Origin of the sequence: Cryptosporangium minutisporangium (assembly GCF_039536245.1) — a bacterium.
Lineage (GTDB): Bacteria > Actinomycetota > Actinomycetes > Mycobacteriales > Cryptosporangiaceae > Cryptosporangium > Cryptosporangium minutisporangium.
Window position 1 is genome coordinate 340446 of record NZ_BAAAYN010000017.1, and the last position, 19237, is coordinate 359682.

Sequence of the window (19237 nt, forward strand, 5' to 3'; positions counted from 1 at the left end):
AGAGCGGCAGGACTGGCTCTGACGGCCGCCTGGGTGGTCACTATCAGTAGCGGCGGACAAAGCACTATGAGTACTGATTTCACCCCCGTGGCCCACGTCGAGCAGGTGTCTTATCAGGCGCGCGCGTCCGCGACCGTGCTGCGGTTGGCCACTTCGGACGCCGGGCCGCACGGCACCGCACTGAGCGGCCTCCGGCTGGGCACCTCGACCGCCCGCGTCGATACCGACGAGGAGCCGCGGTCTTCCGCATCGGCGGTCCAGGTGACCGGACCGCCGGGGGTGCCGCCCGCGGCGGTCAGTAGGAGCGCGGGCGAGCACGACGAAGAGTCGGGCACGATGACCCGGACCAGCTCCGGCGCCGACCTGGAGATGCTGACGCTCGGCGGCGGGCGGCTGACCGCCAACGCGCAGTGGGTGGAGCACGCGGAACCGGCGGTGTTGAGCTCGGCGCTCGCGCGCCCCGGGGAGCTGGTGCTACACCCCGAGGACTCGCCGTTGATGCAGGTCTGGCGGGGCAGCCAGACCCGGACGCAGACTCAGCTCGTGGCCGTTCCCGGGCAGCCGACGCTCGGTATGCGGTCCACGGCCCGCGCCGAGCTCACCGCGATCACCCTGTTTCGGGGAGCTCCCACTGAGCTCACGGTCCGATTCCTCACCGCGCCGTCGCTGGTCGCGGTCGCGGCGGGAACTGACCGCACGGACGTCCGCTACCGCCCGCCGGTCGTCGCGGTGACGGCCACGCACGGCCGGAGCTACCGGCTGGACTCGGTCGGCGAGACCATCGAGGTGCCGTTGGCGGGTCCCGGGTGCTGCGACGGTGGCGGTTTGCTGCGGATCAGCCTCGGTGCGGTACGCGAGCGCACCGGTCACACGAGCGTGGACGCCACGGCATCCGCGGTGCGGCTGCAGGTCCTCGGGGCCGATGGCGCCGGACGTCTGCTGGACGCCACGGTCGGGGACCTGGACGTGTCGGCGCGGGTGCCGATGGGTGGGCTCGACGGACCGTGCCGGGCGTGCGCCGACGACCCGCCGGTGGACGCCGGATCGGCGGGTGGGCGGGGCGCCGAACCGGCCGCGCCCAGCACCAACGTGGCGTCCCCGCCGGTGGAGCCGACGGAGCGGGTGGAGCCGAGCCCGGTTCCGTCGTCGGAGGAGCCGAGCGCCGATCCGACGCTGCCGCTGACCGGGACGAGTTTGTCGCTACTGGCGGCGATCGGTCTGGCGCTGATCGGTATCGGGTGGATCGTGATGCGGGCCGCCCGCCGCTCCGGCCGCTGACGCTGCCGGGCGTTGCCGGGCGCTGCACACTTCTGGCACCTATAACCGCCAGAAGTGTGCAACGCCTCGCGGCTAGCCCTCGAAGAGCGTCACCATCAGGGCCTCGACCGCGATCCTCGGCTTCACGTTCTCCTCCAGCGCCGTCCGGCACCGCAGCACCGCCTCGATCCGGCGCAGGACCGACTCCGGCTCCCAGCGTGCCGCCGCCGCCCGCACGACGTCCTCGATGTCGACGTGCACCAGCGGTACCGCCGCACCCAGCCGCACCATCAGGACGTCCCGGTAGAACGCCGCGAGGTCGACCAGCGCGCGGTCCAGCGCGTCCCGCTGAGCCCGCGTCGCACGCGACTTCTGTTTCCGCTCCAGCTCCTTGATCTGGCCCGCGGTGCCCCGGGTAGCGGCGGTCGCCCCCTTGCCGGTGCCGCCAGCACCGAGCGCGCGCTCCAGGTTCGCCTTCTCCGCGGCCGCCTGACCCTCGGTCGCGGCCGCTGCCTCGGCTTCGGACGCGGCGATCAGCGCCTCGGCGGCGTCGTAGCAAGCCGAGATGTTGCTGAGCGAACGGGGCACGGCGAGCACGGCACGACGCCGGGCCTGGGCGTCGGCATCGCGGGCCAGCCGACGGGCGCGGCCGACGTGACCCTGCGCGACGGCGGCCGCCCAGCGGGCGGTGGTCTCGTCGACGCCGTCCCGCCGAGCCAGCACGTCCGCCACCGCGGAAGCCGACGGTGTCCGCAGCGGAACCACTCGGCAACGCGACCGGATCGTCACCGAGACGTCGTCCGGGTGGGCGGAGGGCGCGCAGAGCAGGAACACCGTGCGATCGGTGGGCTCCTCGACGGCCTTCAGCAGGGCGTTCGACGCTGCCTCGGTCAGTCGGTCGGCGTCTTCAACCAGGACGACCTGCCACCGGCCTCCGGACGGCGACGACGCGGCCCGGAGCACCAGCGCCCGCATGTCGCTGACCCCGATCGACAGGCCTTCGGGGGCGACGATCCGCACGTCGGCGTGGGTGCCGCCGAGTGTGGTGTGGCACTCGTTGCACTCACCGCACCCACCGCGTGGACACTGCAGCGCCGCGGCGAACGCCCGCGCCGCCACCGAACGGCCGGAGCCCGGCGGGCCGGTGAACAGCCAGGCGTGGGTCATCTCGCCGGGCGGCACCGGCTCACCGGCGACGATGCGACCGGCAGCGGCCGACGCTCGGGCGAGCACCGTGACCGCGTCGTCCTGCCCGACGACGTCCGCGAAGACGCCGGGAACGAGTGCAACGGCGGTCATCGCGCCTCCATCGAAACGCCGGGGTCGGATGCACCGGAGCCGGTGCGCGAGTCAGCCGCCCCGGCGCCGGGGCGCGGATCGGACGCCGCAGCGCCGGCGGGACCAGGGGCGGCGGTGGCTTGGCTCGGTCGGGCGGCGGCCGGGGTGTCGTCGTCCGCGTCGGCCGGCCCCGCCGGTACGGCCGCCTCGTCCGCGGCGGACGCCCCGGGAGCGGCGGACGCCCCGGGAGCGGCGGAGGCAGGCGGAGCGACGAACGCACCGGGCGCGGCCGGGCCGCAACCGCCGGGATCCGGCTCCTCCGAGACCCCGGGCGAGACCTTCAACAACGGCGCCACCCGCACCTTGATCCGATCGGCGAGCATCCCCGTCGAGCTCCCCGCGTCGAGCACCAGGTACCGCCGCGGATCCGTCGCCGCACGATCCAGGAACGCCCGCCGCACCCGCTCGTGGAAGTCCGCCGACTCCGCCTCGAGGCGGTCGACCGCACCCCGATCCCCCACCCGGGTCAGCCCGATCGTCGGGTCGACGTCGAGCAGGATCACCAGGTCGGGAACGAGCTCAGCGGTCGCCCAGCGAGAGAGCCACTCGATGTCCTCGGACGCCAGGTCGCGCCCGGCCCCCTGGTAGGCCAGCGACGAGTCGACGTACCGATCGCAGACGACGATCGCGCCCCGAGCCAGCGCCGGACGGATCACGGTGGCGACGTGGTGCGCACGGTCGGCGGCGTAGAGCAGCGCCTCCGACCGGGACGACGGCGCGTCGTCGGAGTGGTCGAGGATCAGCGACCGGATCTGGCGGCCCAGCGGCGTCGCGCCGGGCTCGCGGGTGGCGACGACCTCGAAGCCGCGCGAAGTGAGCCAGTCCGTCAGAGCCCGGGCCTGGGTCGACTTGCCTGCTCCCTCACCACCCTCGAAGACGATGAACAGGCCGTCGCCGGAGCGGTCGCCCGGCACCGGCAGCGAGTGCCCACGCAGCGTGGCAGCCAGATCTCGAAGGAGCGGAACACCAGGTTTGTCATCCATTGCCCGGAATGAGAACACACTCGCGACCATCGCCAGTACGCCACTCAACAGGAGGAGGATCCGCGCGGCGGACAGGTCGAGGTCGAACGCACCGAGCGGGATCTTCCGCCCGCCACCCACCCCCACCAGCAGCGACGAGAGCGCGATCGACAGCAGCAGGACGACTCGGACGCACCCCTGGACGAACGCGAACACCCGCCCGCGCATGGCGTCCGGAACTTCCAGGCCGAGCAGCGTCGTACCGGCCAGGTAGGCCATGCCCGCGCCGGCCCCCGCCAGCATCGTGAGCGGGATCGCCATCACCAGGTGCACCGAGAACGGCAGCGCGGCGACGGCGAACCCGGACAGCCCGATGCTCGCGCAGAACCAGCGCCGCCGCGACAAACCGCGCACCAGCGACGGACCGAGCCCCATCCCGCCCGCCAGACCGACGAACAGCGCGCCGAAGAGCAGGTAGAACGTGGCGTCGCCACCGCCGAGGCCGCGCGCGAAGAACTGCCCGACGCCGACGACCACTCCACCGGCGGCGAACGCACCCAGGATGCCGAGCACCAGGCCGCGGACGAGCGGCGTCCGACCTGCGTATTTCCAGCCGTCGAGCAGCGCGGTCGGCAGGCTGGGCTCCGGCACGCCGGCCGGACCGGAGCGGCGCAGCCGCCCCTCGCCGGTACTGATCTCCTTGATCGTCGAGACGACGGCGGCGGCGACCAGGAACGTCAGCGCGTTGAGGTAGAGCGCGGCGTCGTTCGGGTCGATCGCCAGCCGCGTCGGGTCGTCCCGCACCAGCGAGAGCAACAGCCGGTTGAGGCCCGCACCGATCACCACTGCGAGCAACGGCGTAACACCGTAGGTGGCGATCAGGCTGAGCTGGTTGGCCGCCTCGAGTTGCTCGCGCGGAACCAGGTTGGGAACCGAGGCCTCCTTGGCCGGGTTCCAGAACATCCCGACGACCTCGATCGCGAACGTCGCGACCAGTGCCCAGACGACCGCCACCGGGACCGAGCCGACGAGCGCCACCAGCGGGATCGACGCGAACAGCACGAACCGGATCAGATCACAGGCCACCATCGTCCAGCGCCGGTCGAACCGGTCGACGAACGCTCCGGCCAGCGGGCCGAGCACGATCGTCGGCAGTAACCGGGCGACCACGACCCCGCCGAACGCCAGCCCTTTGGCCGTCGACCCGGTCACCTGACCGGCCGCGAACAGGCTGGTCGCGAGCAGTCCGAGCCAGTCACCCAGGCTGGAGAGGCCGAACGTCAGCCACAACCGGCGAAACGGCCGGTTACGCAGTACCGCTCGAATTTGCGACGCATCGGTCGCGAGCGGCCTGGGGTCGAGAGGGCCGGGTGGGCCCGGTGCCGCACTGATGGCTACTTCTCCTGGCTACGTGGGGTCTCGCGGGCGACTGTGGGGGTTCGCAGGCGACTCCGAGCGTATCCGGGGGAGGGAACCGTTAGGTCCAAGTGCTTCCGCGAGCGGGGCGGCTCTTCCCTGGGCCGGCCGAACCGGGCCCCACAGGGTGGCTAGACATCGAACTCCTCCTCGAAACGCGACAGGCGCGTCGTCAGGCCGTTGGAAACGACTGCGGGCGCCCGCCCCGGCGCCCGGCGTCTCCATTGTGCAACGGCCGCGGCGTTCGGCAACGGCTGGGACTGGTGAGTCTGCGGTGACCGGACAGGCATTGGCGCCGGACGGTCAACCGATACCGGCCGGACGACCGACCTCACGTCGTTGACGTGCATAAATACCGCAGATTGCGGCATTTGTTCAGGTGCACCAACCCCATTCCGATGGGTCTTCCAAAAGCTCATTCCGACGCGATGGAGGCGGGCATGGCGGGACCCGGACGGGACGGCGGGACACCGACGGTGCCCACCTATTACGTCCACCGCCCGATCCGGGTGGCACCGGCCAGGCAGGCGCCGGACATCCCCGCCTACCTCTACTTCGGCGGCATCGCCGGAGCGTCCGCCGGCCTGGCGGCGCTCGCGGAACTCGCCGGCGACCGGCGGCTGGCCACCGCGGGCCGGTACACGGCGGCCGGCTGCGCCGCCGCGGCGGTCGCAGCCCTGATCCGCGACCATCGACGTCCGGAACGCTTCCTCAGCGGGCTCCGCGCACCGGATCCGAGCTTCCCGCTCAGCCTGGGGACGTGGTTGATGTTGCCGTTCGCCGGCCTGGCGACGATCACCGCCGGCGCCGAACTAGGCCATGCCCTGCGGATCCATGCTCGGCTGCGGCCCGCGCAGGCGCCGACCGGCCGCGTTGTCGGGATCCACGGATACAAAAACGGTATCCGCGGACCCCTCCGCCTTGCCGGCCGACACCTGGGTGGGGCCTCGCTGCGAGCGAGATCCGCAGGACACGGCCTAGCCGGGTGGCGCCTGGTGGCGACGGTGACCGGGGCGGCCGCCGGGGTCCTGGGGCCAGCCGTGTGCACGTACACCGCGGTCACGCTCGTCGACACCGAGGTGCCCGCCTGGCACGAGGCGTACCGGGAACTTCCGTTCCTGTTCGCCGGCAGCAGCATCAGCGGCGCGGCCGGCGTCGGCCTGTTCGCGACCCTGGCCACCGACCCTGCTCCGGCCCGACGCCTGGCGCTGGCCGGCGCGGCGATGGAGCTGGCCGCCGCGGCCCGTCTCCGGGCCGCACCGGGCTCGTTCGGCGTCCCGTTCCGCAGCGGGCCGGCCGGGCGGCTGATGAGCGGCGCTGCGGCGCTGACCGCGCTCGGCGCCGTGGCCGTGCTGGTCGGACACGAACGGTTCGGCCGCGCCGGACGCTGGGCCGCGGCCGGTGGGGGCGCGGCGCTGCTGGTCTCCGGCGCGTTGAACCGACTCGGCGTGTACTTCGCCGGACGGCAGTCGGCCGAGGCCACCCGGCCGGGCTGAGACGGTTTGAGATGGGCACTTCGGGCGGTAACGTCAGTAAAGCGCAGTTCGCTGGGGGGAGCGATGGCCAACAATCCGATGGCCGCACACCACAACCCGGGCCTGGTCCGGCCGCACCCACCGCTGCCCGGAACACCGCTGCTCGACCTCCTCGCCGAGCCGCCCGAGGAACCGCCGGCCGCTGAGCCGTCCGGGCGTGACCCGGTCGCTATGGCCCTCGCCGGGGTTGCCGCGCTGTTCGCGACCGTGGCGCTCGGCGTCTCGGTGCTGACCTGGCTGAGCATGTCGGATCTGCAGACGATCGTCGCGGTCTCCGGCGCGAACCAGCCGGCGGACGGAGCCCGCCAGCAGCCGGCGGAGGTGGCCTCGGGCCAGGCCGTGGCGCCGATGCCCGGGCAACCGATGCCCGGCGAGCAGCTACCGCCGCCGAGCGCCGCCCCCGCGGCCTACTCGCAGGCTTATCGGCCGCAATCACTGCAGCTGTCGCTGCCTCCCTGCGGCTCGTCCCTGACCCGCTACGTAGACCTCGACGAACCGCGGGTGGACGCCGACGCCTCGCGCGCCGACCTGTACTACAAGTCGCGGGTCGGCTGTTACGGCACGCCCCAGCTCCACCTGATCAACGGGGTTACCGCCTCGATCGTCTCGCGGCCGACGATGCGTCCGACGCAGTGCGCCACCAGTATCCGGAACGCACCGGCCGACAACCCGATCTCGCTCGACACCACCAAGGTGCTCTGCGTGCTCACCTCGTCCGACAAGGCGATCGGCGAGGACATCACCCAGAAGATGGTCGTGCTGGTGATCTCGGCGCCGACCCCGACCGGTCAGAGCACGGCCCGCGTGAGCGCCTGGCACGTCAGCTGACGCACCTCTGCGCCGGACCGCGTGCCGGCAGTGGAGCATGCTGGAGGCGTGGCAGCAGTCAGCGGATCGAAGAAGCGCGGCAGACGGACCAACTCGGTCGAACCGTCTCCCGGCACGTACCAGTTGGAGGGCGTCACCGCGGAGATCGTCCGCGACCTCGACGCCGAGGCCGGTTGGATGCTGCTGTTGGACGGCGTCCCGAACTCGTACCTGAACCTGGACGACCCCACTCACCTGGAGTTCGAGTACCAGCAGTGGATGGCTCGCGCGGTGGACCTGCACCGACGCGACGACGAGCGTCCGCTCAGCGTCGTGCACGTCGGCGGCGGCGCGTGTGCGTTCCCCCGCTACGTCGCGGCTGCCCGGCCCGGGGCGCGACAGCTGGTGGTCGAGTACAACCCCGAGCTGATCGCGCTGGTCCGGACCGTGTTCGGCATCCGGACCGGCCCGGGCCTGCGCATCCGTGCCGGTGACGGGCGCGACGTCCTGGCCGGCCAGCACAGCGCCTCGGCGGACGTCGTGGTGCGCGACGCGTTCGTCGGCCCGGTCGTCCCGCCGCACCTGACCACCACCGAGTTCCTCACCGACGTCGCCCGGGTGCTGCGTCCGGACGGGCTGTACCTGGCGAACGTCACCGACGGGCCGCCACTGGAGCTCGCCCGCGCCGAGGTGGCCACCGCGCGGGCCACGTTCGAGCACGTCGCGCTGGTCTCCGAGTCACCGGTCCTGAAGGGACGCCGGTACGGCAACCTGACGCTGATGGCGTCACCCGCACCACTGCCGACGACGGACCTGGCGGGGCTGCTGGCTCGGTCGGTGGCGCCGACCCGGGTGCTGGAGGGCGCCGAGTTGGAGCGGTTCGCCGCTGGTGCGGTGGTCACGACCGACGACGCTCCGCTGGTACCCCCGGCTCCACCACCGCATCTCATCCGGTAACCGCGGGGGCGGGGGCCACCCTTCACGAGATCATCGGTACCTGCGCGAACCCCTGGCCGATGAACGTCAGCGCGCCGGGCGCCACCGAACGCCAGAACGTCGCGTCGTGGCAGCCCGGCGACACCCGCACCTGGGCCTCGTCCGGCAGGGCCGCTTTCAACGCCGACATGTTCGACGTGAAGGAGTCGTCGGTGCCGTAGTCGACGCGCACCGGCATCCCGGTCAGCGCCGCGCCGTTCGCGAGGACGTCGTAGCGGCTCCAGTCCGCGGCCGAGTCGAAGGCCTGCGCCATCGACTTCCGCGCCGCCGTGTAGTCGCGCCAGATCGCCGGCCCGGCGACCGCGCAGGCCGCCACTCGCGGCGCGTGGAGCTCGGCGAAGAGCAACGCGCCGTACCCGCCCATCGAGTAGCCGAGCAGCCCGATCCGCTGTCCGGCACCGGTTTGGAGCCCACGGCCGGCCAGTAGCGGCAGGAACTCGTCGACGAGCATGCCGAGCGGATCGTCACCGTCGGCGCGCGGATGCCAGAACCGGGGGCCACCGTCGGCGGCCGCCAGCACGAACGGCGGAACGCCTGCCCTGACGACGTCGGCGAGGTAGCGCGGTAGGGACAGCTCGTCCCCCAGTACGTCCTCGTCGCCGCCGTGGCCGTGCAGTACCAGGCAGACCGGCAGCGGCTCGTCGTCGCGGGCGCCCGGCGGGTAGGCGATGCGGTAGCGCACCGTCGCCCGGCGGTGCGCGGACCGGAACTCCCCCCGCACCACGTCCCCGGCCGCCGACCGCGGCTCCGGGGCGTAGACGTCGCAGGCGCCGAGCGCCCGGCGGAGCTGGAACTCGCCCGGCAGCACACCGGCGCCGACCAGGCTCACTCCGCTGACGGCGAGCAACCCGAGTCCGGCGACTCCACCGCCCAGTACCGTGCGTCTACTCACCACGCCAAGCAGACTAATTGGGCAACAAGGGTTAATTCATCCCCGTAGTTACCCCACGCGACGGCAGGCGAGCGCCAACCGCGCCAACCCGTCCGCGTCCAAGCCGGGCCAGCCGTGGACGATCGTGCGCCACTCGGCGGGAACCGCACTCTCCCCGCACGCCGCGCCCAGCAGCGCGCCGGCGATCGCGGCGACCGTGTCGGTGTCGCCGCCCCCGTTCACCGCACCCACGATTCCCGAGCGGAGCCGCTCGGCCTGGTCCTCGATCCGCCGCACCCGGACGATCGCCGACCAGGCCGCCTGGAACGCGGCAACCACCCAGCCGGAGGCGGGCGCGAACGCCGACGGCGGCTCCGCCTCGGCCGTCGCGATCCGGGCATCCCAATCCTCGGCCGAGTCGACGCGGTCGAGCCCCACCCGGACGTCGAGCTCGCCGGTACGGATCGCATGGTCGATCGCCAGGCACCAGAGCGCGCAGGCGTCACCGGCGACCGGGTCGTGATGGGTCAGCGCACTCACCGCCCGCGCCGCCTCGACGATGGCGTCCGGATCACCCGGATAGGCCAACGCGACCGGCGCCGTCCGCATCAGCGAACCGTTGCCCGCAGTGCGCCCGGACCGTGCGTGCATGCCCGCGCCGATCGCGCGCAGCAACGCGGCACCACCAGCCTCCCGGAACGGCGTGGCGGCAGCCTGGCCGAGCAGTGAACGGGTCTGCGCGCCCACGTCGGTCGCCCCGCCGCCGAACCACTTGACGACGAAGCCGGCGGCGATCCGGTCGAGAGCCTCGTCGGTCCGCAGGTCCAACCCTTCGGCGGCCACCTCCGCGATCACCACCGCCATCTGGGTGTCGTCGCTGTACTCACCTGCGGCGTAGTCGCCGTACCCACCACCGAGCATCTGCGGCTGGCCATCCGCGGGGCCGCGCTGCGACGGCTCGTACGCCACTCCCAGCGCATCGGCGCAGGCCGCCGCCACCAGCGTGCCGGCTACTCGATCGTCCACTATCCGCCCCTCGTCTTCCCTGGCAGGCACGATATCCCGTCCATCCTTTTCGGACCTTAAGTCCTAAGACGCAGCCGATAAGCGTCGTAAGCGATGTTCGCGACTTGCGTTACACCCGATCAGTCTGCAACTGTCGCGAAAGGTAGTTCCCAGATAACTCATGGTGACTGCCGATGAGCACCGGGAGAGCAGTCGTGACGTACAGCGGTTACAGCCGGAAGCAACCGCCACCGATGGATCCTCCACCGCAGGCACGGGTGCGGACCTACTGGCGGGGCTGTGTCCAACTGTGGCAAGCCCATCAGCCCGACGCGAACGGCCGCTGCGCGGCCTGCGGACGCCAGGGCGCCTGCCCCACCCTCACCGCGGTCGACGCCCTGCTGGCCGACGCGCTGGGCAAAGCAACCGACTGAGAGCCTCCGCCCGACCCGGCCGTAACCCCCGAGTTACCGGCCTAGTACGTTTCCGCCGCGGGTTTGCAAGGTAGGTCAGGTAGGAGAGCGCACCGCGGACGCTGGAGGCGGCATGACCATCCTGGGCATCGACATCGGCGGGTCGGGGATCAAGGGCGCGCCGGTCGACATCGACGCCGGCACGCTGACCGCTGAGCGGTTCCGGCTGGAAACACCCCGTCCGGCCGACCCGGATCACGTACTGCCGATCCTCGGCGAGGTCGCCGCACATTTCCCCGGCGACGGTCCGATCGGCGTCACGTTCCCCGGTGTGGTCGTCCGCGGGGTCATCAAGACCGCCGCCAACCTGCACAAAGACTGGATCGGCCTGGACGCGGGCACGGTCTTCACCGAGCTGACGCACCGCCCGGTGACCGTCCTCAACGACGCCGACGCCGCGGGCGTGGCCGAGATGGCGTTCGGTGCCGGGCGGGACCAGAAGGGCACGGTCATGCTCTTCACGTTCGGCACCGGCATCGGGAGCGCGCTGTTCCGGGACGGCGCTCTCGTCCCGAACACCGAACTCGGCCACCTCGAGCTCCACGGCAAGGACGCCGAGTTGCGAGCGTCCGACCGGGCCCGCGAGGAGAACGAACTGAGCTGGAGCAAGTGGGCCTCCCGGGTGGACGAGTACCTCGACCACATCGAGATGCTGTTCTCCCCCGACCTGATCATCGTCGGCGGCGGGGTCAGCAAGAAGGCCGAGAAGTGGATGTCCGAGCTCTCGGTCAAGGCCGAGATCGTGCCGGCCGCGCTGCTGAACAACGCCGGCATCGTCGGCGCCGCGATGGCCGCCGCGTCCGCCTGAGCCACCGGCAGATCGAGGCCGGCTCGCCTGCGCGGGCCGGCCTCGCCGCGCCGGTCGAGCCACCCGCCGCTCCGCCGGCATCGATTCGCCTGCCTGACCGGCGTGCAACGCGCCGGCGGATGCCGGCCACTCAGACTGTGTGACGAGTTCCCCGCTCACCGACCGGCAGCTGTGGGCCGATGCAACTGCCGGCGACGACAATGCCTTCGGGGCGATCTTCGACCGACATGCGAAGGCCGTCTACAACCACTGCTTCCGGCTCACCGGCAATTGGACGCTGGCCGACGACGCGACCTCCGCGACGTTCCTGGCCGCATGGCGGCGTCGTTCGACGGTGACGCTGGTACACGACTCAGCACTGCCCTGGCTGCTGACCGTCGCCACCAACACCGTGCGGGACGAGCGCCGCTCCTTACGCCGCCGGTTGTCGCTGCTGGAACGCATTCCGACGCCGCCTCCGTCGCCCGACCACGCGGACGCCGTGGCCGAGCGGCTCGACGACGAGCAACGAATGGCCGAAGTGCTCGCCGCCACGGACGACCTGCCACCGGCCGAGCGTGAGGCGCTCGCGCTCTGCGTTTGGTCCGGCGTGTCCTACGCGGACGCCGCCGAGGTGCTCGGCATCGCCGAGGCGAGCGTCCGCTCCCGGGTCAGTCGCGCGAAATCCCGCCTCACGAAGACCCTCAACACGGTCTCGGCCCGAACTGGAGGGAAGAACCGATGAGCAACGCCGTTCTCGAGCCCCCGCCGGAGCGTGATTTTCCGCCCGGACGGCACCTGGCCATGCGGGACGAGATCCTGCGGGACATCGCCGATGCCAGGCGACACCGCACCCGTGGCCCGCGCGCACTCGACCTCCGTCGACTCCTGACCCCCGTGGTCGCCGCCGCCGGAGTGCTCGCGGTGATGGGTATCGCCGTCACGGTCATTGCGCTGCCGAGTCTCGACAACACTGCGCCGTCCCTCGACCGGCCGACCTCACAGCCCGCGTCCGCGGAGGTGATCCCCGGTTTCACGGCCGCTCAGCTGACGACGCTCGAGTTGAGCTGCGTCGCGGGGATGAAGGCCGGGCACAAGAACCTGGGAGTTCTCGATCGAAAGCCGGCGCGGGAGGTCCTCGACCTCGACAGCCTGCGGATCCTGAACGCGGTCACCGGCGGTGGGAGCACTCTGGCGATTCTCGGCAACGCCGACACGGTCGCCACCTGCAGTTGGAAGTCGGTGGACAACGGCTCCCCAATGCCATCCGCGGCACCCCTGCAGCACACCGACTACATCTTGAACGCCGGCTGGCTGCCCGAGAAGGTGACGCAGGACGCCGGCACCGGCAGTCATCTGAAGCAGTCCAAAATTGCCTACCAGACCGTCGGCCGAGTGACCCCCGACGTCGCCGAGGTCGAGCTGAGCATGGCGGACGGCACGGTGCGGGTGCCGGTCTTCGACGGAACGTTCGCGGCGAACGTCGTCTTCACGGAGAACACCGTGGCGTGGCCCGACACCGTGGTCCGCGCCTACGACCGGAACGGCAGGTTGCTCGGCGAATACCCGCGCGCCGGTGCCCCCGACTGCGCGGTCGACCCGTCCGGAAACGTCGTCGACGGGCGCGGTGTGGACGACCCCACGAAGTGTGTGGAAGCCCGGCCCTGGCGATGAACGGGCGCTGAGCGCAGACGAAACGCCCCGCCCGTTCCGGGCGGGGCGTTTCGACGAGCCCTACTCCTTGACGGCCTTGGCCGGCGTCTTCTTCGGCGCGGCCTTCTTCGTCGCGGTGGTCTTCTTGGCCGCTGTCTTCTTCGTGGTGGTCTTCTTCGTGGCGGTCTTCTTCGCCGCGGACTCCGACGAAGCAGCCTTCTTCGCCGGGGCCTTCTTCCGGGTGGTCTTCTTCGCCGGTCCACGCGCCCGCCGGTCGGCGAGCAGCTCAGCGGCCCGTTCCGGCGTCAGCGACTCGACCTCGTCACCCTTGCGCAGGCTCGCGTTGGTCTCGCCGTCGGTGACGTAGGGCCCGAAGCGCCCGTCCTTGATCACCATCGGCTGCCCGCTGATCGGGTCGTTGGCGTTCATCTCCCGCAGCGGCGCCGCCGGTGCCGAGCGGCGTCCACGCGTCTTGGGCTGGGCCAGCAACGCGAGCGCCTGGTCGAGCGTCACCGTGAACAGCTCGTCCTCGGACCCCAGGGACCGCGACTCCGACCCGTGCTTGACGTACGGCCCGTACCGGCCGTTCTGCGCGGTCACCGGCTCCTTGTCGTCCGGGTGGGCGCCCAGCGTCCGCGGCAGCGAGAGCAGCTTCAGCGCGTCGTCCAGCGTCAGGGTCTCCAGCGACATCGAGTCGAACAGGCTGGAGGTGCGGTCCCCGCTCTGGACGTACGGCCCGAACCGGCCCGCCTTGGCGACGACCGGCTCGTTGGTCGACGGATCGACGCCCACTTCCCGGCCACCCTGCGGGGCGGACAGCAGCTCGGTGGCGCGCTCCGGCGTCAGGGAGTCGGGCTCGAGGTCGTCCGGGAGCGAGGCGCGCTCCCCCTCCTCGTCCGAGCTGCTGGTGCGTTGCAGGTACGGCCCGTAACGGCCGACCCGCACGACGACGCTCCGATTCTCCTCGTCGGTGAAGAGCGGGATCGAGTTCACGCCGCGGGCGTCGATGTCACCGAGGTTCAGCGCGACCAGGTGCTTCAGGCCGCCGGCCCGGGAGACGCTCTCCTCCCGGACGTTCGCGTCCTCCGGTGCCCCGAAGTAGAAACGAGTGAGCCAGTCGACCCGACGACGCTCACCCGCCGCGATGTCGTCCAGGTCTTCCTCGACGTTCGCGGTGAACTTGTAGTCGACCAGCCGCGGGAAGTACTGCTCGAGCAGCTGGACGACGGCGAACGCGATGAACGAGGGCACCAGCGCGGCGCCCTTCTTCCACACGTAGCCGCGGTCCTGGATCGTCCGCATGATCGACGCGTACGTCGACGGGCGGCCGATGCCCAGCTCCTCCAGCGCCTTCACCAGGCTCGCCTCGGTGTAGCGCGGCGGCGGCTGCGTGTTGTGGCCCTCGGCGACCAGGTCGTGCGCGGTCAGCGGGTCGTCCTTGGCCAGGCGCGGCAGCCGACGCTCGGAGTCGTCGGTCTGACCGTCGCTCCCGTCGCCCTCGTGCGACTCGTCGATGTCCTCGACGTACGCCCGCAGGAAGCCCGGCTCGGTGATCGTCCGTCCGGAGGCCGCGAAGTCGGCGACCTCGTTCGTCGACGACGTACCGGAGAGCCGCACCGACACCGACTGGCCCACCGCGTCGATCATCTGCGACGCGATCGTCCGCTTCCAGATCAGCTCGTAGAGCCGGAACTCATCGCTGGACAGCTCGCGGGCCAGTTCACCGGGCGTGCGGAAGTGCTCGCCGGACGGGCGGATCGCCTCGTGTGCCTCCTGGGCGTTCTTCACCTTGCGGGCGTACCGGCGGGGCTCGGTCGGCACGTACCGGTCGCCGTAGAGCTCACGGACCTGCTGGCGAGCCGCGTTCAGCGCGGTCTCGGACAGGTTCGTCGAGTCCGTCCGCATGTAGGTGATGTAGCCGTTCTCGTACAGCCGCTGCGCGACCCGCATCGTCTGCTCGGCGGCGAAGCGCAGCTTGCGACTCGCCTCCTGCTGCAGCGTCGAGGTCATGAACGGCGCGTAGGGCTTCCGCCGGTACGGCTTCTCCTCGACCCGGGTCACCTTGAACGCGGCGCCCTCCAGCCGGGCGGCGAGCCCGCGGGCTCCGGCCTCGTCCAGCTGGATGACGGCGCCGCGCGCCTCGTTCTTGAGCTGACCGGTCGTCGGCTCGAAGTCGCGGCCGGTCGCCACCCGGTCGCCGTCCAGGCCGACGAGCGTCGCCAGGAAGTCGCTCGGCTCACCCGCCGGGATCTCGCCGTTGACCGCGAACTGGCCACGGATGTCCCAGTACTCGGCGCTACGGAACTTCATCCGGGCGCGCTCGCGCTCGACGACGATCCGCGTCGCCACCGACTGGACACGGCCCGCCGAGAGCCGCGGCATGACCTTCTTCCACAGAACCGGTGAGACCTCGTAGCCGTACAGGCGGTCGAGGATCCGGCGCGTCTCTTGCGCGTCGACCAGAGAGAGGTTCAGCTCACGCGGGTTGGCGACGGCCTCCAGGATCGCCGGACGGGTGATCTCGTGGAACACCATCCGGCGGACCGGGACGCGGGGCCGCAGCTCCTCGACCAGGTGCCAGGCGATGGCCTCGCCCTCGCGGTCCTCGTCTGTCGCGAGATAGAGCTCGGTGGCGTCCTTGACCAGCTGCTTGAGCTTGGCGACCTGCGCCCTCCGGTCCGGGCTGACGACGTAGAGCGGCGCGAACTCCCGATCGACGTCGACGCCGAGCCGGGCCCAGGACTCGCCCTTGTACTTCGCCGGCACGTCGTCGGCGTTCCGGGGCAGGTCACGGATGTGGCCGATGCTGGCCTCGACCACGTATCCGGGGCCTAGGTAGTCGGCGATCTTCTTCGCCTTGGCCGGCGACTCGACGATCACCAGACGCAGGCCGTCGTCGCCCGCGGGGTTGCCGGTACGCCGGCCCCGCTTGGCGGCGGCAGCGGTGGTGGTGGGAGCGCTCACGGGTCTCCAAGGTCAACATGGCTCGGCCGGACGGCCGCTGGGCAGTGTGCAACCCAACGGGCGTCCGCTGTCAAACGTAACGCGCGGACGTGGCCGTTCGATGTCCGCCCGTCGGCCGGTCGGGCAGGCTCCTGCTGCCGTTCCGGGTGGACGAGGCGGTACGGCCAGCCAAAGCGACGCTGTACACAGGTGTTCCAGGGTCGCACTCCGGCGCTTAGTTTGCCCCCATCCACAGGGAAAAGCCGGTATCCACTGGCCCGAGTTACGCCGTTGCGCCCAGCTAGGCGTCCGCCTTGGGCTTTTTCTTGGCTTTTGCCTTGGCGCGAGCGCGGACACGGGCCTCGGCCGCTACCCGGGCCTTCGCTCTGGCCTGTGCGATCCGCTCCTCGACCTCGGCCTTCTCGATGATCGCCGCATCCTCCGGAGTCGGCGCGGTGCCGCCTCTCGATGCGGGCAGCCACCAGAGGTCGTCAGGGCCGGTCGACCGATACGGATCGGCCTCGATCGCCTCGTCGAGCAGGATGGTCATCCGGCGCTTCATCTCGGCGGTGACCTCGGCGGGGTCGTCCGCGGTCGTCGGGTTCAGTGGCTCGCCGACCCGGAGCAGCACCGGGTTGTTCCGACGGGTCAACTGCCGGGGGTTCTCCTTCGCCCAGTACCGCTGGGTACCCCAGACGATCATCGGGACGAGCGGCACCCCGGCCTCGGCGGCCATCCGCGCGGCCCCCAGCTTGAAATCCTTCAGGAGGAACGACCGGCTCACGGTCGCCTCCGGGAAGACGCCGACGATCTCGCCGCCGGCCAACGACTTCACCGCGGTGCCGTAGGCGCCCGCCCCCGCCGCCCGGTCGACCGGGATGTGCTTCATCCCACGCATCAGCGGACCGGACACCTTGTGGTCGAAGACCGACTGTTTCGCCATGAACCGAACCAGCCGCTTCGACGGCTGGGCCGCCAGCCCGCAGAAGAGGAAGTCCAGGTAGCTGACGTGGTTACTGGCCAGGACCGCCCCGCCCGTGCGGGGGATGTTTTCGCCACCCACTTCGTCGACCTTCACCCGAATGGCGGCGAAAGCCCCCCTGGCGAGCGCGATCACCGGCGGGTACACGAACTCGGCCATACAGCGCCCTCTGCTCCTCGGTTACTACGGACCCGTAGGTTACCGAACCGTAAGAAAGGCGTCGACCTCCCCGGTTGGTCCCGGGAGAACGGCTCGCGCTGCTCCGAGGTTCCCGGCCGCAAGAGGTTCAACCATGGCGGCCGGGCCGGTCACCGGCGCTCGACGCGCAGGAGCGAGCGACTATCCGTGGGCGTGCTCGCGGGCCGCCAACCAGGCCGCCGCCGGCTGCCCAGCGGCGATCGCCGCCAGAAGTCGCCGGTGCTCTTCGCCGAGGTCCGGCGAGAGCACGGGCACGGCCAGCCGCCCCGTCCCACCGTCGCCGGCTGCTCCGCCGACCGTTCCGCCGTGGCCCGTCGCGACGCCGTTCCCACCCGCGCCGTCCTCGCCGGCGCCGTTCACGTCGACGCCGTTCACCGCACTGCCGTTCACGTCGGCGGGGACGACGTCCGGGCCGGCCGGACCCGCGCCGATCACGGCGGGAACCTTCGCAGCCAGCCGCACGCGGCTCACCTTCTTCTTACCGGTCCTCTTACCGGCGACCGTGCCGCCACCGTCGGCGCGCGCGGCGCGCGACTCCGCAGCCAGCCGGGCCACCTCCAGGCGGTCGGCGAGGCGATCCAGCATGTGCAGTGCCACCGGGTTGCCGGCCAGTTCCGCGATCTGCCGGTGGAGCCGCTGGTCGTGCCGGTAGGCGGCCTCGGCGTCGCCGCGCTCCAGGCTCGCCTCGGCGTCGGCCGCAGCCTGCTCGGCGGCGCGCAAGGCAGCCGGCGAGATCTGGCCGGCCTTCTGCCGCCGGGCCGCCAACTCCGCAACGAGGACGTCAAGAGCGGCGCGCACCGTACGGGCGTGCCGCGCTTCCTCGTCGTCCATGAGATCCACGATGACCCCCCGATCGGAGGCACGGACCAGCCCTTCGCCGGCCAATCGCCGGAGCGCTTCCCGAACCGGGGTACGAGACATGCCGAGCGTTTCGGCGATCTCCACCTCGGTCAGGCGACGTCCGGCGGGGTACTGACCGTCGACGATGGCTTCCCGCAACCGCGCATACGCGGCATCCGCCTGCACGGGCGGACGGTAACATGACTATTCGGTCAAGCTTGTCAAATAGGTCATGTTTCGCTCACCGGGACCACCGGGATCACCCGATCGATGCCGGCCAGCGAGATCGTGCGCGCCACCGGCCCCACTGCGCCGGTCAGCGTGGTCTCACCGCCCCGGACAGACACCGTCCGATGCAGCCGAACGAAAGCCCCGAGGACGCTGGAATCGATGAACGTCGCTGCTGAGAGGTCGACGGTGACGTCCGCGGGATCCGCGTCGGCCAGCGTGGCGAACACCTGCTCCCACTCCGCGCTGCGTGTGAGATCGACCTCACCCACCAACACCACGCGGTACCCGGACCAGGACGGCTCGCACCTGACCTGTCCGGCGTTGTCCCAACCGGTGGATTCGTCCGCGGTTATCGAGAACCGCTGGGTCACCCCGTGACCTCGGCCGCCGATTGACCGCCCACCGCAGCGGACGCGTCCTCGACCGACCGATACACCGGCAGCGCACGGGAGAGATTGGTGATCGTCAGCAGCCGGACCAGCGCGGGACGCGCACCGACCAGCGCCACCGCTCCGTCGTTGTCACGGAGGCGGCGATGCACCTCCATCAACACGCCGAGGCCGGTGGAGTCCAGGAACGGAACCCCGGAGACGTCCAGCACCAGGTGCCGATGGCCTTCGTCGACCAGACCGAGCAATTCGTCCCGCAACTGCGGCGTGGTGGCCATGTCCACCTCACCGCCGATGACGCAACGTACGACCCCGTCGACGTGCTCCACACTCACCTGCAACGACACGCGAACCTCCGCGGAGAGGACTACCGTCCGGTTCCCTCTATCCAGTTTCCCTCCGCGACAAACATCTGGCGCGAACAGTTACGTTTTCGCGGTCGCGGACGCTTTTCGATATGGGACCGATCGCACTGCCGCGGTGAGCAAAGCGCCCACCCGACCCGGTGAGCCGGGCGTCCACCTATCCTCGGTGACGCCGAAAGAAGGAGTTGT

General features: G+C 71.2%; 17 protein-coding genes. 8 read left to right on the plus strand and 9 right to left on the minus strand.

The window, feature by feature from the left end:
* The first annotated feature begins 66 nt into the window (after positions 1–66).
* The gene (locus ABEB28_RS13350; protein WP_345728371.1) at positions 67–1278 is read left to right on the plus strand and encodes an LPXTG cell wall anchor domain-containing protein; all 1212 of its coding nucleotides are present in this window, start codon (positions 67–69) and stop codon (positions 1276–1278) included.
* A gap of 72 nt (positions 1279–1350) precedes the next feature.
* On the opposite strand, the gene ABEB28_RS13355 is transcribed toward ABEB28_RS13350, so the two are convergent.
* Positions 1351–2556: a DNA polymerase III subunit delta' gene (locus ABEB28_RS13355; RefSeq protein WP_345728372.1), complete on the minus strand. Its 1206-nt coding sequence runs from the start codon at positions 2554–2556 to the stop codon at positions 1351–1353.
* On the minus strand, positions 2553–4847 hold the full coding sequence (tmk, locus tag ABEB28_RS13360) for a dTMP kinase (protein WP_345728373.1): 2295 nt from the start codon (positions 4845–4847) through the stop codon (positions 2553–2555). Before tmk ends, ABEB28_RS13355 begins: the two co-directional genes overlap by 4 nt.
* 566 nt (positions 4848–5413) lie before the next feature.
* Between tmk and nrfD the strand changes: the two genes are divergently transcribed.
* From nrfD to ABEB28_RS13375, 3 genes are all read left to right on the plus strand, one after another.
* Positions 5414–6469, plus strand: coding sequence for an NrfD/PsrC family molybdoenzyme membrane anchor subunit (nrfD, locus tag ABEB28_RS13365; protein WP_345728374.1), 1056 nt, complete (start codon positions 5414–5416; stop codon positions 6467–6469).
* 63 nt (positions 6470–6532) lie between these two features.
* Positions 6533–7336: a hypothetical protein gene (locus ABEB28_RS13370; protein WP_345728375.1), complete on the plus strand. Its 804-nt coding sequence runs from the start codon at positions 6533–6535 to the stop codon at positions 7334–7336.
* 48 nt (positions 7337–7384) lie between these two features.
* Positions 7385–8272 carry a spermidine synthase gene (locus tag ABEB28_RS13375; protein WP_345728376.1) on the plus strand — a complete coding sequence of 296 codons (888 nt, stop codon included), beginning with the start codon at positions 7385–7387 and terminating at the stop codon, positions 8270–8272.
* 22 nt (positions 8273–8294) lie between these two features.
* Here ABEB28_RS13375 and ABEB28_RS13380 read toward each other — a convergent pair whose 3' ends face one another.
* Together ABEB28_RS13380 and ABEB28_RS13385 are read right to left on the minus strand one after the other, a co-directional pair.
* A complete protein-coding gene (locus ABEB28_RS13380; RefSeq protein WP_345728377.1) occupies positions 8295–9203 on the minus strand; it encodes an alpha/beta hydrolase in 909 nt (302 codons plus the stop codon).
* Between the two features lie 48 nt (positions 9204–9251).
* Positions 9252–10208 carry an ADP-ribosylglycohydrolase family protein gene (locus tag ABEB28_RS13385; RefSeq protein ID WP_345728378.1) on the minus strand — a complete coding sequence of 319 codons (957 nt, stop codon included), beginning with the start codon at positions 10206–10208 and terminating at the stop codon, positions 9252–9254.
* Positions 10209–10381: 173 nt separating this feature from the next.
* On the opposite strand from ABEB28_RS13385, the gene ABEB28_RS13390 reads away from it, so the two are divergent.
* From ABEB28_RS13390 to ABEB28_RS13405, 4 genes are all read left to right on the plus strand, one after another.
* Positions 10382–10621, plus strand: coding sequence for a hypothetical protein (locus ABEB28_RS13390; protein WP_345728379.1), 240 nt, complete (start codon positions 10382–10384; stop codon positions 10619–10621).
* 112 nt (positions 10622–10733) lie between these two features.
* Positions 10734–11468, plus strand: a complete 735-nt coding sequence (ppgK, locus tag ABEB28_RS13395; protein ID WP_345728380.1) for a polyphosphate--glucose phosphotransferase — start codon at positions 10734–10736, stop codon at positions 11466–11468.
* A 139-nt stretch (positions 11469–11607) separates the two neighbouring features.
* Positions 11608–12192 carry an RNA polymerase sigma factor gene (locus tag ABEB28_RS13400; protein ID WP_345728381.1) on the plus strand — a complete coding sequence of 195 codons (585 nt, stop codon included), beginning with the start codon at positions 11608–11610 and terminating at the stop codon, positions 12190–12192.
* Complete coding sequence (locus tag ABEB28_RS13405) at positions 12189–13121, plus strand: hypothetical protein (RefSeq protein WP_345728382.1); 933 nt, start codon at positions 12189–12191, stop codon at positions 13119–13121. Before ABEB28_RS13400 ends, ABEB28_RS13405 begins: the two co-directional genes overlap by 4 nt.
* Positions 13122–13181: 60 nt before the next feature.
* Here ABEB28_RS13405 and topA read toward each other — a convergent pair whose 3' ends face one another.
* The 5 genes from topA to ABEB28_RS13430 all read right to left on the minus strand — a co-directional run bounded on the left by topA (position 13182) and on the right by ABEB28_RS13430 (position 19030).
* On the minus strand, positions 13182–16064 hold the full coding sequence (gene topA, locus ABEB28_RS13410; RefSeq protein ID WP_376981976.1) for a type I DNA topoisomerase: 2883 nt from the start codon (positions 16062–16064) through the stop codon (positions 13182–13184).
* A 280-nt stretch (positions 16065–16344) separates the two neighbouring features.
* Positions 16345–17184: a lysophospholipid acyltransferase family protein gene (locus tag ABEB28_RS13415; RefSeq protein ID WP_345728383.1), complete on the minus strand. Its 840-nt coding sequence runs from the start codon at positions 17182–17184 to the stop codon at positions 16345–16347.
* A gap of 180 nt (positions 17185–17364) precedes the next feature.
* Complete coding sequence (locus ABEB28_RS13420; RefSeq protein WP_345728384.1) at positions 17365–18249, minus strand: GntR family transcriptional regulator; 885 nt, start codon at positions 18247–18249, stop codon at positions 17365–17367.
* 44 nt (positions 18250–18293) lie between these two features.
* Positions 18294–18665: an STAS domain-containing protein gene (locus ABEB28_RS13425; RefSeq protein WP_345728385.1), complete on the minus strand. Its 372-nt coding sequence runs from the start codon at positions 18663–18665 to the stop codon at positions 18294–18296.
* On the minus strand, positions 18662–19030 hold the full coding sequence (locus ABEB28_RS13430; RefSeq protein WP_345728386.1) for an STAS domain-containing protein: 369 nt from the start codon (positions 19028–19030) through the stop codon (positions 18662–18664). The genes ABEB28_RS13425 and ABEB28_RS13430 overlap by 4 nt, the downstream gene beginning before the upstream one ends.
* Positions 19031–19237: the final 207 nt, after the last annotated feature.